This window comes from Roseofilum sp. KMC-1, from assembly GCF_057802075.1.
This window is the reverse complement of sequence record NZ_CM173605.1, coordinates 2,569,365-2,582,504: the sequence shown is the minus strand read 5'-3', so window position 1 is coordinate 2,582,504 and position 13,140 is coordinate 2,569,365. Positions and strand designations below refer to the sequence as shown.

11 protein-coding genes are annotated in these 13,140 nt (G+C 45.8%); 5 read left to right on the top strand and 6 right to left on the bottom strand.

Going from position 1 to position 13,140, the window contains the following annotated elements:
• Nucleotides 1-120: 120 nt before the first annotated feature.
• A complete protein-coding gene (locus AC3FZD_RS12105) occupies nucleotides 121-495 on the bottom strand; it encodes a hypothetical protein (RefSeq protein WP_488736272.1) in 375 nt (124 codons plus the stop codon).
• Between the two features lie 514 nt (nucleotides 496-1,009).
• On the opposite strand from AC3FZD_RS12105, the gene AC3FZD_RS12100 reads away from it, so the two are divergent.
• The 3 genes from AC3FZD_RS12100 to AC3FZD_RS12090 all read left to right on the top strand — a co-directional run bounded on the left by AC3FZD_RS12100 (nucleotide 1,010) and on the right by AC3FZD_RS12090 (nucleotide 4,060).
• Complete coding sequence (locus AC3FZD_RS12100; RefSeq protein ID WP_488736271.1) at nucleotides 1,010-2,311, top strand: glucose-1-phosphate adenylyltransferase; 1,302 nt, start codon at nucleotides 1,010-1,012, stop codon at nucleotides 2,309-2,311.
• A 27-nt stretch (nucleotides 2,312-2,338) separates the two neighbouring features.
• Nucleotides 2,339-2,818 (top strand): AAA family ATPase, encoded by a 480-nt coding sequence (locus AC3FZD_RS12095; RefSeq protein WP_488736270.1) that lies wholly within the window; start codon nucleotides 2,339-2,341, stop codon nucleotides 2,816-2,818.
• Between the two features lie 228 nt (nucleotides 2,819-3,046).
• Nucleotides 3,047-4,060, top strand: a complete 1,014-nt coding sequence (locus tag AC3FZD_RS12090) for a DnaJ C-terminal domain-containing protein (RefSeq protein ID WP_488736269.1) — start codon at nucleotides 3,047-3,049, stop codon at nucleotides 4,058-4,060.
• A gap of 106 nt (nucleotides 4,061-4,166) precedes the next feature.
• Here the strand turns inward: AC3FZD_RS12090 and AC3FZD_RS12085 are convergent, their stop codons facing one another.
• The 3 genes from AC3FZD_RS12085 to AC3FZD_RS12075 all read right to left on the bottom strand — a co-directional run bounded on the left by AC3FZD_RS12085 (nucleotide 4,167) and on the right by AC3FZD_RS12075 (nucleotide 8,809).
• Entirely contained in the window at nucleotides 4,167-6,506 is a 2,340-nt protein-coding gene (locus AC3FZD_RS12085; RefSeq protein WP_488736268.1) for a transglutaminase TgpA family protein, read from the bottom strand.
• A 104-nt stretch (nucleotides 6,507-6,610) separates the two neighbouring features.
• A complete protein-coding gene (locus AC3FZD_RS12080) occupies nucleotides 6,611-7,660 on the bottom strand; it encodes a hypothetical protein (RefSeq protein WP_488736267.1) in 1,050 nt (349 codons plus the stop codon).
• Nucleotides 7,661-7,687: 27 nt separating this feature from the next.
• A complete protein-coding gene (locus AC3FZD_RS12075; protein ID WP_488736266.1) occupies nucleotides 7,688-8,809 on the bottom strand; it encodes a heterocyst differentiation protein HetZ in 1,122 nt (373 codons plus the stop codon).
• A gap of 163 nt (nucleotides 8,810-8,972) precedes the next feature.
• On the opposite strand from AC3FZD_RS12075, the gene AC3FZD_RS12070 reads away from it, so the two are divergent.
• Nucleotides 8,973-9,461 (top strand): hypothetical protein, encoded by a 489-nt coding sequence (locus AC3FZD_RS12070; RefSeq protein ID WP_488736265.1) that lies wholly within the window; start codon nucleotides 8,973-8,975, stop codon nucleotides 9,459-9,461.
• A gap of 135 nt (nucleotides 9,462-9,596) precedes the next feature.
• Here AC3FZD_RS12070 and sds read toward each other — a convergent pair whose 3' ends face one another.
• Nucleotides 9,597-10,568: a solanesyl diphosphate synthase gene (gene sds, locus AC3FZD_RS12065; protein WP_488736264.1), complete on the bottom strand. Its 972-nt coding sequence runs from the start codon at nucleotides 10,566-10,568 to the stop codon at nucleotides 9,597-9,599.
• Nucleotides 10,569-11,467: 899 nt separating this feature from the next.
• Complete coding sequence (locus AC3FZD_RS12060; RefSeq protein WP_488736263.1) at nucleotides 11,468-11,764, bottom strand: DUF167 domain-containing protein; 297 nt, start codon at nucleotides 11,762-11,764, stop codon at nucleotides 11,468-11,470.
• A 295-nt stretch (nucleotides 11,765-12,059) separates the two neighbouring features.
• On the opposite strand from AC3FZD_RS12060, the gene AC3FZD_RS12055 reads away from it, so the two are divergent.
• Nucleotides 12,060-13,124 carry a M23 family metallopeptidase gene (locus tag AC3FZD_RS12055; RefSeq protein WP_488736262.1) on the top strand — a complete coding sequence of 355 codons (1,065 nt, stop codon included), beginning with the start codon at nucleotides 12,060-12,062 and terminating at the stop codon, nucleotides 13,122-13,124.
• Nucleotides 13,125-13,140 lie beyond the last annotated feature (16 nt).

Below are 13,140 nucleotides of genomic sequence, written 5' to 3'. Positions count from 1 at the left end.
GATTTAATACCTTAGTTTTCTGAGTTTACGCTGAGAATTTCATCGAGTCAAACCCCCAGAGATCCGTTAAAAATTTTGCGGATTTTCCCCGTATCTTTAAAACCTCAATCCCCTTCATTCCTAGTGAGCATTAACCAGAGGCAAGGTATACTCATGACTTACATCACTCGTTTTTTCCTCTAGATCCGAGCATTGCTCATAGATCATCGCTCGATACCCAGTATGAATTGGAATCACCACCGCCTTAAATCCCTCCCCTTTAACCGTCACTTGTTGGAATCCTTCTAAACCCAGAAAAGACCCCATCAACAGTTTCAGAGAAATCGTTTGGAAAATCACCCTAGCCCAATCCACCTTCAGTGTTTCATCCAACATAACATAATCATTAATAATACCATGGCGGTCAAAGTAAGCCACCACACTGATATACCGTTTTTTGCGCGTGGACTTCTGGTAAATTTCAAATTTTCTTAATGGATTTTGATGAATAACCATGATGTTAAGTTAAAAAAGATTAAGAATTGAAGGACAAAAAATTTTCCCCAGTTTAAACTCAAGGTAAATAGAGACTCCGGGAAAGTTTTCTTATCTAAGATCCCTGTTTTGCATCTCTTCTAGCATACAGGATTTTTTAGGTTTAGATAAGTGTGGCTGAATACTAGCATTGATTTTAAGATTCAGTAAAATTATTTAGTTTTTACACCACATCCAGTTTTTTTGGTACAAAATATACGAATTTTTACGATCAAACCTGAGACCCTTCGGAGAGAGCAACAGACACAAAAAAGTGAATTTACTTAAATTATAAAGACAAATTCTGGATTTTCCCTTATACCTGCGATCTCCCATAAGTAGGAATACGATCCCTACCTTTCCCGATACCCTAGTGCCCAGCACTATAAACTTCCCTTAACCCAAGCTTCTCGGCGATCCCCCTTGCCAACTGCCCGGTTCAGTCAGACACTGGACTAGGAACGCTATTGATTTTTGATATAAGAGGGTTTTTTTCGTGAAAAATGTCTTAGGGATTATTCTTGGAGGAGGGGCAGGAACCAGACTGTACCCTCTGACTAAACTACGGGCTAAACCGGCAGTACCTTTAGCAGGTAAATACCGCTTGATTGATATTCCCGTCAGTAACTGTGTCAACTCCGAGATTTACAAAATCTACGTTCTGACTCAATTCAACTCAGCTTCCCTGAACCGCCATGTGACTCGTGCGTATAGCTTTTCGAGCTTCTCGGAAGGCTTTGTAGAAATTCTGGCTGCTCAACAAACCGCTAGTGACGAAACCAGTTGGTTTGAAGGAACCGCCGATGCGGTGCGTAAGTACCTGTGGTTAATGCAAGAATGGAATATTGATGAATATTTGATCCTGTCCGGGGATCATCTGTATCGCATGGATTACCGGGATTTCATCAACTACCACCGGGAAAGTCAAGCTGATATTACCCTGTCAGTGGTTCCCATCAGTGAAGAACGGGCCTCTGATTTTGGGTTAATGAAAATTGATGAAACTGGACGCATCATTGACTTCAGCGAGAAACCCAAAGGAGACGATCTCAAGAAGATGGCCGTAGATACCACGGTTTTGGGACTTTCTCCAGAAGAGGCAAAACAAAAGCCCTATATTGCCTCCATGGGGATTTATATCTTTAATAAAGATTTGATGGGTAAACTGCTGACAGAGAATCCCGATCAAAAAGACTTTGGGAAAGAAGTGATTCCCTTTGCCGCCAAGGATTACAGAGTGCAGGCCTACCTGTTTAATGATTATTGGGAAGACATCGGAACGATCAAAGCGTTTTATGACGCGAATCTGGCGCTGACGGAACAACCGACCCCTCCGTTTAGCTTCTATAATGAAACTGCTCCAATCTATAGCCGCTCCCGGTTCTTACCGCCCTCTAAATTGTTGGATGCGAAGGTGACAGAATCGATTGTGGCAGAGGGTTGTATTCTCAAAAATTGTACGATCCATCATTCGGTTTTGGGTGTGCGATCGCGCATAGAAACCAATTGTGTGATCGAAGACTCCATGCTCATGGGTGCAGACTTCTACGAACCCTTTGCCGAACGTCAATCGGGGACTCAACAAGGAAAGGTTCCTGTCGGTATTGGTGAAGGCAGCACTATCCGAGGTGCGATTGTCGATAAGAATGCCCGCATTGGTCGCCATGTGCAAATTATCAATAAAGACCATGTGGAGGAAGGAAACAATACAGAGACTGAAAAGCTAGGCTTCCTCATTCGTGGCGGAGTAGTGGTGATTATCAAAAATGCCACGATTCCCGATGGCACAGTGATTTAGTCTCCTCCAGATTTAGGGTTCTAGGATATGACGGACTCCTGCGGACTGATTATTTTAATTGGTCTTCCAGGTAGCGGGAAATCTACCCTAGCTTACCAGTTGATGGCGGCCTGGCCGACCTATCGACTGGTTTCTACGGATGCGATTCGAGGACAATTATTTGGCGATCCGGCTATTCAAGGGGATTGGCGATTAGTCTGGAATCAAGTGAGGTTGCAGTTTGAATCGGCTCTGTTAGACAATGCACCGACAATTTATGATGCCACCAATGTGAAACGAGCCAACCGCCATGAAGTGATTGCGCTCGGCCGGGAGTTGGGTTTTGCTTCAATTACTGGGATTTGGATCAGGACAAGGTTAGAGGAGTGTTTGATCAGAAATCGATCGCGCGATCGCCAGGTTCCCGAAGAAGTTATCTTAACCATGTATCGCCAGCTCTGGGGTGCTGCTCCGAGTTTGAGCGAAGGAATGGATCGCTTAATTTTTTATCAACCCAGAAAACAGTAGCGTCAAGGAAGAGAGCGGCAAAGACTGGGGTTAAACAATGATCGATCGATCGATCGCCTCAGTTTTAGAAACCGGGTTTCTTAAGCCGGAGAAACCCGGTTTCTCGATCGAGTTCGGAAATTGCGATCGCAACCGAACTGCAAGTCACCCTCAACCTTTGATACCCTTAAGCTGATATTGCTATATAAACCCATTAAACTAAAGACACAACAGCGTTAAGGAGCATATATGGTGGCTACTGATTTTAAGGACTACTATTCTGTGTTGGGGGTTAGTCGCACTGCCAGTGCCGATGAGATTAAGAAGAGTTTCCGTCGTCTAGCCCGGAAATACCACCCGGATATGAATCCTGGAAATCAGCAAGCGGAGGCTCGGTTTAAGGAAGTTAACGAAGCCTACGAAGTGCTATCGGATGCGGACAAACGCAAAAAATACGACCAATTTGGCCAATATTGGAAGCAAGCGGGTACATCTTCAGGTTACGGACGCAGCGCAGCTCCTGGTGTGGACTTTAACGGCTTTGATTTTAGTCAGTATACGACCTTTGATGAGTTTATTAATGAACTCCTGGGACGCATGGGAACCGGAACCCCTGGAGCAACTGCGGGGCGCAAAACTTCCTATAATTACCGGAGCAATGGGCGTACCACTGGATTTGGTGGATTTGAAGATTTTGCCAGTTATGGAACACCTCCAAAAACCAGTAATGTGTCCCAAGAGGCTTCAATTGTGCTGTCGTTTGCAGAAGCTTTTCATGGAGTCCAAAAGCGGATTAACTTAGGTTCAGAAGTGATTGAAGTACGGATTCCTCCCGGAGCGAAACCGGGGACTCGCATCCGCGTGCGAGGAAAGGGGAGTATCCATCCTCAAACCGGAGAACAGGGAGATTTGTATCTCACCGTGTCCTTGCAACCCCATAGTTTTTTCCAGTTTGAAGGGGATAATTTAGTCTGCGAGCTACCCCTTTCTCCAGAAGAGGCGGTTTTAGGGGCTAGTATTGAAGTGCCGACTCCTGATGGACGGGTGCAGATGAGTATTCCGGCTGGTATTCGTCATGGTCAATCTTTGCGCTTACGGGGTAAGGGGTGGCCAAATCCGAAAGGCGCTCGTGGGGATCAGTTGGTGAAAATTGCGATCGCCGTTCCCAAAATCCTCAGTAAAAGCGAGCGGGAGTGTTACGAGAAATTGAAAACCCTCCGCACCGAGAATCCGAGGGCGAATTTGGCCTCGGTGCGACTGTAACTCGATGGCGCTACTCAGGGGTAATATCAAGTCCGGTTAATGGACTAAGAAGGGGGCAAGATGCCCGCACTCCTAGAATCCTTTAATATTACTGGAGTAGGAGCGTCTAGCTCCCTATCTCCCTTAAGCTCTGAAGTTTCCTCTGGCGAGAACTCTGTTTTAACTGTTGCAAACCCTGCTGCAAATCAGGGATAGACTGAGCTTCGATACCGCCATAGCGCCATTCCACATAAGCCTGGGGAATGGCTGCGATCGCCGCTTCTGTTTCTGACCCATACTGACCTTGTAAACTGTGGGCATATTCTTGGGGAGTTTGGGCCGGATGTTTGGGATAACCGGCTTCCCTAAGAATGTTTAAGTATTCTTGATAAATACGCTCCATGGGGTGCAATTTGGAGAGCCATCTTTGTCGTCTCCACTGTTGCCATTGCTGAAATAAAACCCAGAGGAAGAAGGAGAGGGCGATCGCCAAAATTGCACCGATAAAGAAACCCGTCCAGCCATTAGAAATCAATTGCCAGAGGCGAATCAGGGATTGGATTAAAACTCCCATAATAAATGCCCCGATCGCCGTAAATGCATTTTTGACGGGGGAGGGTAACCAACCCGCCACCCAGTTCCAAAACTGGCGTAGAACTGTAAAGCTTTGATAGTCAGAAATGGAGGGAGGAATCAGGGGATGGCCGGGAATGGGATCGAAGCCAAACCAGCCATACTGGGGAAAATAGACTTCGGTGAGGGCAAAGGCATCAATATTGCGGACGACATATAACCCAGTAAAGGGGTTGAATTCTCCGGGGCCAAATCCTACCGCTAGGCGGGCGGGAATGCCGATCGCCCTTAACATCAGGGTTAAGGTAGTGGAAAAGTGATCGGGATATCCACCTTGGTACTTGAATAGAAAGGATTCTACCAGGTCTTCACTGTCATCAAAAAAGGGTAATTCTGGCTCTAAGCTATAGCGCTGTTTGAGGTATTGGGCCAGATAAAGGGCTTTTTCATAGGGATCGGTTAGGGGATTTTCTGAAGTCGCTAATGCTTCTTCGGTTTTCTGACGGACGCGATCGGCAATTTCTGGGGGAATTTGTAGATACAGGTCGCGAATTTCTTTGGAATAGTTGGTTGAGGCTTGGCGCAGGACGGAGCGATCGCGATAGGGAACTTCGGAGATAACGGTATAGGTTAATCCTTCCCGGAGGTTTAGGGGCGATCGCAAGGCTCCATGTTTATCAAGCGCTACTTCCCTAGTCGGAAAATATAAATCATCCGCTTCATACAAAGCGGGAATCAGGTTGGGTAAAGATTCAACTACTGTATAGGTTTGTACGACTTCCCGACTTCTTGCCAGAGAAGGGTTACGAGGAAGATAAAACTTATACGACCAACCCGGTCGTTCAACCAATGCCGTATCCTCTTGGCGAATTTCCCACCCTTGACCCGTATAATAATCAAACCCTAAAACCCGCCAAAATCCTTCCGCTTGAGAGCGCACCCGTAACATCACCTTGGGAATCAGTTGACCTCTCAAATTCTGGTTAATTTTGCTATTAAACCCATAGTAAAAGGTCTCATCCATTTGACCGGCTCCCTCGCTCGGAGCATCTCCCCCAGTCCCCGCACCTTCACCCTCTCCATCTTCGGCCGTCTCTGGGTTAGTAATGGTTCCCGGTAACCCTTGGAAGCTTTGTTCTTCTTCTTGCATCATCGGTGGAGCGCTGACCGGGAAATTGCGGAATTGATAGCCGGGAACCCTAGGAAAAGCGGCAAACAAGGCCATACCTAACCCCAGAACGACTAAGAGCATAAATCCCAGTTGTTTGGGGGCGAGTTCAGGCGCTAAAGCAATCGGGTTTCTGGAGGCTTTGCCCTTCCTATTCCAGGTTAGAGGAGATAACCCCAAGCGCGAGCGATAATCTAGAACTAGGGTAGGAAGGGCAATCACTAAGAAGACAAATAGGAGCGGAGAAAAGGCTAGAGTTTGGCTGAGGGTGGCGGCGACACCGATTAAAATTAGCCCGATAATCATGGAATAGCCCAAGTCTTTGCGGCGCGGTAGGTCGAAACTATGTAAGACTTGGAGATGAACCAGCAGTTCCGCCAGAACTAAGCGGGTATCATTGAGCTGGGTAAATAGGTTTCCGAAGAAGACAAATAGGGCAATTAACATGCCAATGGCGATCGCAAACTGGGTGACTACATTGCGATCTTTGCGTCGATACCAACTCCACAGGGCCCCAATCGCGCCGACGGGAACGGCCCATAAGCTCATTTGTGTCCCTGCGGCCACATCTGTGGCTATAATCCCCACACTCACCAAGGCTTGAACCAAGATTCTTAAAAGCATCGATTCTTCAGCCACGGGTTTAGGAAGTCGATCTAAATACTTCCACAGATCCGATAAGAGGGGCAGATTCGCAAATGGCCGCGTCCCTGATGAGTTTGCCATAGTCCGTGTCTGGTTACAGTGGCTCAGAAAAACTAAATTTTAAGTCAAGAGCTAGTGTAACAAGATTTTTTCTTTTTCGTCTCTAATTTCGGTTTAGTCTATCCTTAAGATTCCCTATCCGTTGGTTTAATCACTAACATTAGGGGCGCTTCGGCATTATTATCTAGCTCAATGACTAGGCTATAGGGGCGATCTTCAACAATATCAAATAAAGCTACACTTACATATCCTGGATCGTAGCGTTTGGCGATCGCCTGTCCCTCTTCCCCCTGAATCTGTACCCTTGCGGCACAAGGAAGCAGCACGTCCACTTGCAGTTGCCTCCCCTTCTCCTCCAGAGTATAATCGGCAGCTACTCTGAGTAGTCCTAATTCTGTAGCCCAGTCCCGTTCGGTTACCCCTTGATTAACCACAGGAGTTAGGGTTAGGGTTTGGAGAATTTTTTGAGCGGCCAACAGAGAAAGCAGCATTTTTTGCGATCGTTGTGCTTCCTCATACACTAAAGGGGGGCGGGATTGGGTATCTGGGGAGGAGCGCAGTTCTCCCAACAATAACCGACTGGTCATTTGGTTTAAAGTGAGAAACTCGTTGGGAAATAAATTTTCTACTGCTTGCACCAGTTTGGCTCCCTCTTGTAAAGTAGACTGGGCAACTTTTTGACACTGATCGAGCAGTTGGGACAGTAAAGATTCAGGCAGTTCTACAGGGACGGGAAAATTTAATTGTTTGAGCTGTAAGATCCAAGGTTGAGAAAAAACTGGAGTAGAGGGGATCTCACTCGGATCATCCTCATAGTTCATAACCGTGGTCTCCCAAGGAAATAAGGGAAGATTCGATTGCATTTCAGCTTGAATTCGTCGCTTTAATAAAGCCTGGAAACGGTCTTGCACGGCGGGTATCTCTCCTATCTCTAAAGGTTGGCCCTGGGAATTTAAATGGGGGGGATAGATGCTATCGATATCTTCGGACTCCAAAGGATCGAGCGCTTCCCAATCCCAAGATGATTCATCGAGTTGATCCATCCATCGGGATGAATCTTCATCTGGGTTGGGGCTAGAGATTACCTCTTCTGAACCTGAAGAAGAGTCATCCACTGGAGGATTGAGTAGCCAAGTAAACAGGGCTTCAATTTGGGCTTCTGGGTCTCTATTCATAGCAAATTCTGAATTCTCCGGAATAATTTAAGCATTGCGGATCGCCCAAGCTTGCGCTAGGATTTTAATCCATCGTTTTTGAACTTGATTGGGGGTACATCCGAGTTCATTGGCGATCGCTTCATCGTCAAGATTATTTTGTCTTAAATTTAAATGTTTCTGCTGCTCTTCAGAGAGTTGCTTGGTAAAGATTTTCCACTCTTGGGGCATTAATCCTAAATTTTGCTCTAAACCTGCTTCTAACCATTCATGGACTAATTCCCAATGGGGGCCAAGGGCAAACCGTTCTAAGTGATATTTAAACCGTTGTTGCAGATAATCCCTTTCCCTAGGGGTAATCTCTAAAATCCATTCAATTTGTGAGGTGGCTAAATCCAGTAAACGACAGACAAAATAATCGGCACATTCTTGTTGTTTCCGCTCTTCGAGATACTCTAAAAGCATTTGCACAACTTTCTCGGTAATTTCATTGACTTCTGGGATTTGCTCCTGGTTACTCATGGCTTTTCGGACTTGGGAGAGTGCAGGACTTGACCATTCGGAATCTGAGTCAGAACCCCCTGCTTCTGAAGCACTTTGAATATCGACTAAATCTTCTAGGGGTTGTTGTTGGGAAAAGGTTTGCGCTCGTAAAATAATTAGTTGTTGCGAGCGATTCCCTCTCAGACGAATCCGGCGTTTAGCATAGCGCTCGGTAAAAGCCATGAATTCAGCAATGTCTAGCCGGGTTTTCGGGTGATAGGTGAGGGGAAGTTCGGTTTCTCGGCGGAAGGCATTGAAGGATTCGAGGTAAAAGGCTTGCAAAAAATCCTCAATTAACGTCGTGCGGGCGCGATAACTGGCTGATCGATAAGATGGATTAATATAACCATAGACGATCGCCGCTAAGGTACTATGCAGATCTTGGCGACCTTTAACCGATCCTTGTTCGTAGTAGTCTAAACATTGTTTAAGGCGCAGTTGAGCTAACTTTGTCGCCCACTCTTCTATTTCCCCAGAGGCTTGGATGCGTTGACTCTCGATGCAAATGCGGGTTACTTCGTCGGCTAACCGATGGGCAATTTGCTGACAGTTGGTCTTTCCCGCTTGGGTTGACTTTTGGAGTTGCTCCCATAGGAGTTCAAAGATGGTTGTAAAAATCTGATCCACAAGTTCCTTTATGCCCCCGTAACCAGAGTGATTTGCTTAGATGACCGTAACATAGCTGGGCTTGAATGGGTTTGAGAACGGCTTAACTGTTGTTTGCTCTGTTCTTTCCATTCCCTAGAGAGAGGATCTAGACTAAAGGGATGATGCTATTGAAGCTCAACCCATGGATTTAGACGACCAGATTCAAACTTTAATCGATCGCGCCCCTCAAGATGGCCATACGCCCCAGATCGTAGCGGCGATCGCTCCAGCCCTAAAAGTGTTGGCCCAACAGCTTCAACACTCCCAATATTATATTTTACAAACTCTCACTCAGCAGTGGGTGTTCACCACCCTCCGCAATAATGAGCAACCCAAACTGATGAAAAAAGTGATTTACGCTTTCCCCACCCTCAAAGATGCCGCCCAATCTCCTTCAGCTAAAGACGATCCGAACTTAATGGCTGTGCCACAAGCTATTACAGCTCTTCTCTTTCAAATGGTGACGTTAGAGCCGATTGATAGTTTGGTTTTCTTTGAAACACCAGGTAATTTACAATCGGGGGTCGAAGTGCGATCGGAAGATGTGAAAAATTTAATTCAATCTTATTTGGCTCAACTCTCTTCGGGTTCAGCTCCCCCCATCTCTAAGATTCCCCCAAATATGGCTTGAGTGAGTGTGATGGGGGGATAGGCAATCCACCCCCATTACACGCTATAAAATGCCCAGCAACGACCTCCACCGTTTGGCTAAGGCGAACGGTAGCGAACATCTCAACCCCTCCTGAAGACCAAAGTGGGCGATCGCCTAATATAAACGACGCAGCACATAGTCGGTTAAATTGATTAGGGTTTCGTAAGATTCGGTTTTCGGCAAATCGGCTAAACCTTCGCGAGCCAGACGAGCATGTTTAGCTGCCAGTTCGCGAGATCGAGGTAATCCTTGAGAATTATGAATCCAACTTAAGGCTTGCTCTAAATCTCCAGGTTCTTTAAATTCTCGCTCAATCAGGGCTTCTAAACCGGGGTGTTCTTCCAGGGCATACAATACGGGAGCTGTGAGATTGCCACTTTTCAAATCTGATGCTGCCGGTTTCCCCAGGGCCTCGTCTGAGCCGGTAAAATCGAGAAGGTCATCTACAATTTGAAAGGCTAACCCTAAATTGCGCCCATACAGATAGAGGTTTTGAGCCATCTCCTCGGAAACATTGCTCAAAACACCGGCTGCTTTGGCGCTATTGGCGATCAGCGATGCGGTTTTGTAATAACTTTTTTCTAAATACTCTTCCAGGGATAAACTGGTATCAAATCGTCTCAGACCTTGTTGGATTTCTCCTTCTGCTAAGTCCATGATCACTTCTGATAGCAGTTTAACGACAGGGAGATTATCTAAGTTGGCTAAATACCAGGAAGATTGGGCAAATAGGAAGTCTCCAGCTAATACGGCAATACGATTGCCAAAACTGCTGTGAACCGTGGGTAGACCCCGGCGCAGATCGGATTCATCCACCACATCATCATGGACAAGGCTGGCGGTATGGATCATTTCGGTGATTTCTGCTAAACGCCGATGGCGATCGGTGATATCTTCATTGACAGTGGTTGCCCTAGAGATTAAAAGGACAATGGCGGGTCTCAATCGCTTCCCCCCGGCTCCAAAGAGGTACTCAGCGGCTGCAAAGAGGATCGGATGACGCGCACTAACCAACTGTTTCAAGTTTTCCGTCAGCAGATGAACATCTGCTTCAACTGGATGGAATAAGGAGGTCGTTGAGGTCATGAATTAAGCTGACTCTGCCGTTAGTTACGAAACTTTACATATTTATTCTAATACCATGTTGCCCTTTGTCAGGGAATTGGAACCCATGTGCAAGGAATACCTACAGCATGGCTCAAGTGTCCATAGCCCAACCTATTGAGCCAATCCGGATCAACCTTCCCTAGTTGGAGATTTTTTTTGCCAATTTTGCCCGATTCTCTCAGCAATCGCAAAGTTTTGTGTTAGATTGAATAATAAGGATTTCAAATCACTCAGTAACCCAACTGGAAAACTGCAAAGTCGTACAAGTCAGGGCTGATAAAAGTTAATCTCGATTAAGTCTTGTTGGTGGAAAGACTCTCTTGAAGTAAGCCTTTCTAGGTTTTACATCGAACTCTTGTAGAGTGAAGCGTCTTTCCGAGTCTGTTAGATCGAGGTAAGGTCAGCGCCTGAGCCGGCGTTTGTATATTTTTTTAGGTGTGTCAGGAGATTTGGGCTTCTAGATATCAATTTTCTTGTATTTAAGAAGATCAAAAATCCTTGGCAAAGCAGTTTAAAGCGATCGAGTGGACTGGTTTAAGTCTATCTCCAGAGTCAGACTGGCCGCTGGCCAAACTGGAGGTTACCTCAGCTTTGAAATCCTTGTGCTTGTTCCTTCTCCGCTACTTAACTGATGCCCTATGTACACTGGTTTGCCCCTCATGATTGTGGCCTTAGCTGCGATGTATCTTCTGTTTGTGTATGTGCTGTTGATGTTTGCTCAACGCACTGCTAGACTATCGAGATCTCGTAGTAGCGCGCGTTAAATAAACCCTCTATTCTCATTGACGGTCAATTGGACGTTAAGGAGATCGTTGACTGTTAGGGTGGATGGACAGAATCTTTAATCATTTAGATCTGGTTACACCCACCCTTGCGGGTCAATTGGATTGGTATGAATTGCCTATTTTCTGTTTAATTTCCTCTAGGGTTAAACCCGTAATGGAGATGACTTTATTCACTGAAGTTTCTCCTTTCATGAGGGTAATGGAGTCTTTGGGAATACCCAGAGCTTGGGCGATCATTTTGAGGACGGAAGTGTTGGCTTTTCCCCGTTCAGGGGGGGCCTGAGTCCGGATTTTTAAAGATTCTCCCAGCCATCCTGCCAAACAATCTTTGGAGGAAGAGGGAACGACTTTGATCGACAAGAGAGTGTGGATAGATGGATCTTGGGGCATGGGTTATAGTATAGTCCGATCGAGCGATCGGGATAGTTTATGTTTTGGTCTAAGTTCCCAAGGATTGAGATAGGGCTGGGTATTTTTTGTGGCTGGCTAATTCTGAGATCTTGAATTATTGACTAAAATAGCATGGTTTTAGGTTATAAGTTTTAGAGAAGAATGAGTGCTGGAGTGGAGTAAGTTGATTGAGTTGGCTAGGTTAAAGAAAAGGTTTCTGAAACTGCTTTTGGCAGGTTGGGTCATACTTTATCTGGGGGGTTCACTGAGTGCGATTGCTTATGCTTCTCCTTCGGTGGATCAGCTTCAAAAACAACAGGAACAACTGCAACAGGATCAAAAACTAATTTCTAGGGAACAAGAGCGGTTAAAACAGTTAGAGCAAGCAGCAAAAGAACACCTGAAGGGTTTGCAGGGTACATTGAAACTGACAGAGGGTCAACTTCAGGGGATTGAAGATCGAATTGAACAAACCACCCAAAGCTTAGATCGTCTCAAAGGAGAGTTACAAACTCAAAAACAGGATTATCAAGCCTTAGCTGAAGGCGCGATCGCCCGATTTCAATTTCTCCAGAAGCAACCGCGTCATTCTGGCTTATCCGTATTACTTCAGAGTGAAACCCTCACTGACTTTCTCAGTCGTCGTCATCGCTTCAAACAACTCGCTCTAGCCGATCGCCAACTCCTACTAACAGTTAAAACCGCCTTAGATCAAACTGAGCAACAGAACTTAGCCATTGAACAAACTTATAATCAACTGTTAATGATGCGTCAACAGTTGGTGAATCAAAAAAGCGATTATACCACTCAAAGTCAAGTTCAAACCCAATTAATTGAACGCTTGAATAGCGATCGACAAGCTCTAGAAGCTGCTTATCTTCAATTACAACAAGATTCACAAGGTTTAGAAGCCTTAATTCGCGATCGCCTACAAACCTCATCTTTATCCTTACGCAAAGTGCTAAAGCTCCAACCGGGGAAAATGCTCACCCCCAGCTATGGCGAATTTTCCAGTAATTTCGGCTGGCGAACCCATCCCATTTTCGGTTATCAACGGTTTCATGCCGGTATGGATTTTGCGGCTGACTATGGCAGTCCCATCTATGCAGCTCAAAATGGCATTGTCTTATATGCCGGATGGTATGGGGGTTATGGTAATACCGTCATTCTCGATCATGGTAATGGCATTACAACTCTTTATGCCCATGCCAGTGAAGTGTATGTACAGGAAGGACAAGAAATCACCCAAGGAAATGTGATAGCTACTACCGGATCTACAGGACTGTCTACGGGCCCCCATTTACACTTTGAAGTCCGGGAAAATGGAACTCCCGTCGATCCGATGAATTATCTGACCTAATCTGAACGGGAGAACC

Bases quoted from the DNA above. Each gene is read 5' to 3' on its own strand.
- sds (WP_488736264.1), bottom strand. From the start codon at position 10,568: ATGACCTCAACGACCTCCTTATTCCATCCAGTTGAAGCAGATGTTCAT.
- AC3FZD_RS12060 (WP_488736263.1), bottom strand. From the start codon at position 11,764: ATGCCCCAAGATCCATCTATCCACACTCTCTTGTCGATCAAAGTCGTT.
- AC3FZD_RS12105 (WP_488736272.1), bottom strand. From the start codon at position 495: ATGGTTATTCATCAAAATCCATTAAGAAAATTTGAAATTTACCAGAAG.
- AC3FZD_RS12070 (WP_488736265.1), top strand. From the start codon at position 8,973: ATGGATTTAGACGACCAGATTCAAACTTTAATCGATCGCGCCCCTCAA.
- AC3FZD_RS12090 (WP_488736269.1), top strand. From the start codon at position 3,047: ATGGTGGCTACTGATTTTAAGGACTACTATTCTGTGTTGGGGGTTAGT.
- AC3FZD_RS12080 (WP_488736267.1), bottom strand. From the start codon at position 7,660: ATGAATAGAGACCCAGAAGCCCAAATTGAAGCCCTGTTTACTTGGCTA.
- AC3FZD_RS12085 (WP_488736268.1), bottom strand. From the start codon at position 6,506: ATGGCAAACTCATCAGGGACGCGGCCATTTGCGAATCTGCCCCTCTTA.
- AC3FZD_RS12095 (WP_488736270.1), top strand. From the start codon at position 2,339: ATGACGGACTCCTGCGGACTGATTATTTTAATTGGTCTTCCAGGTAGC.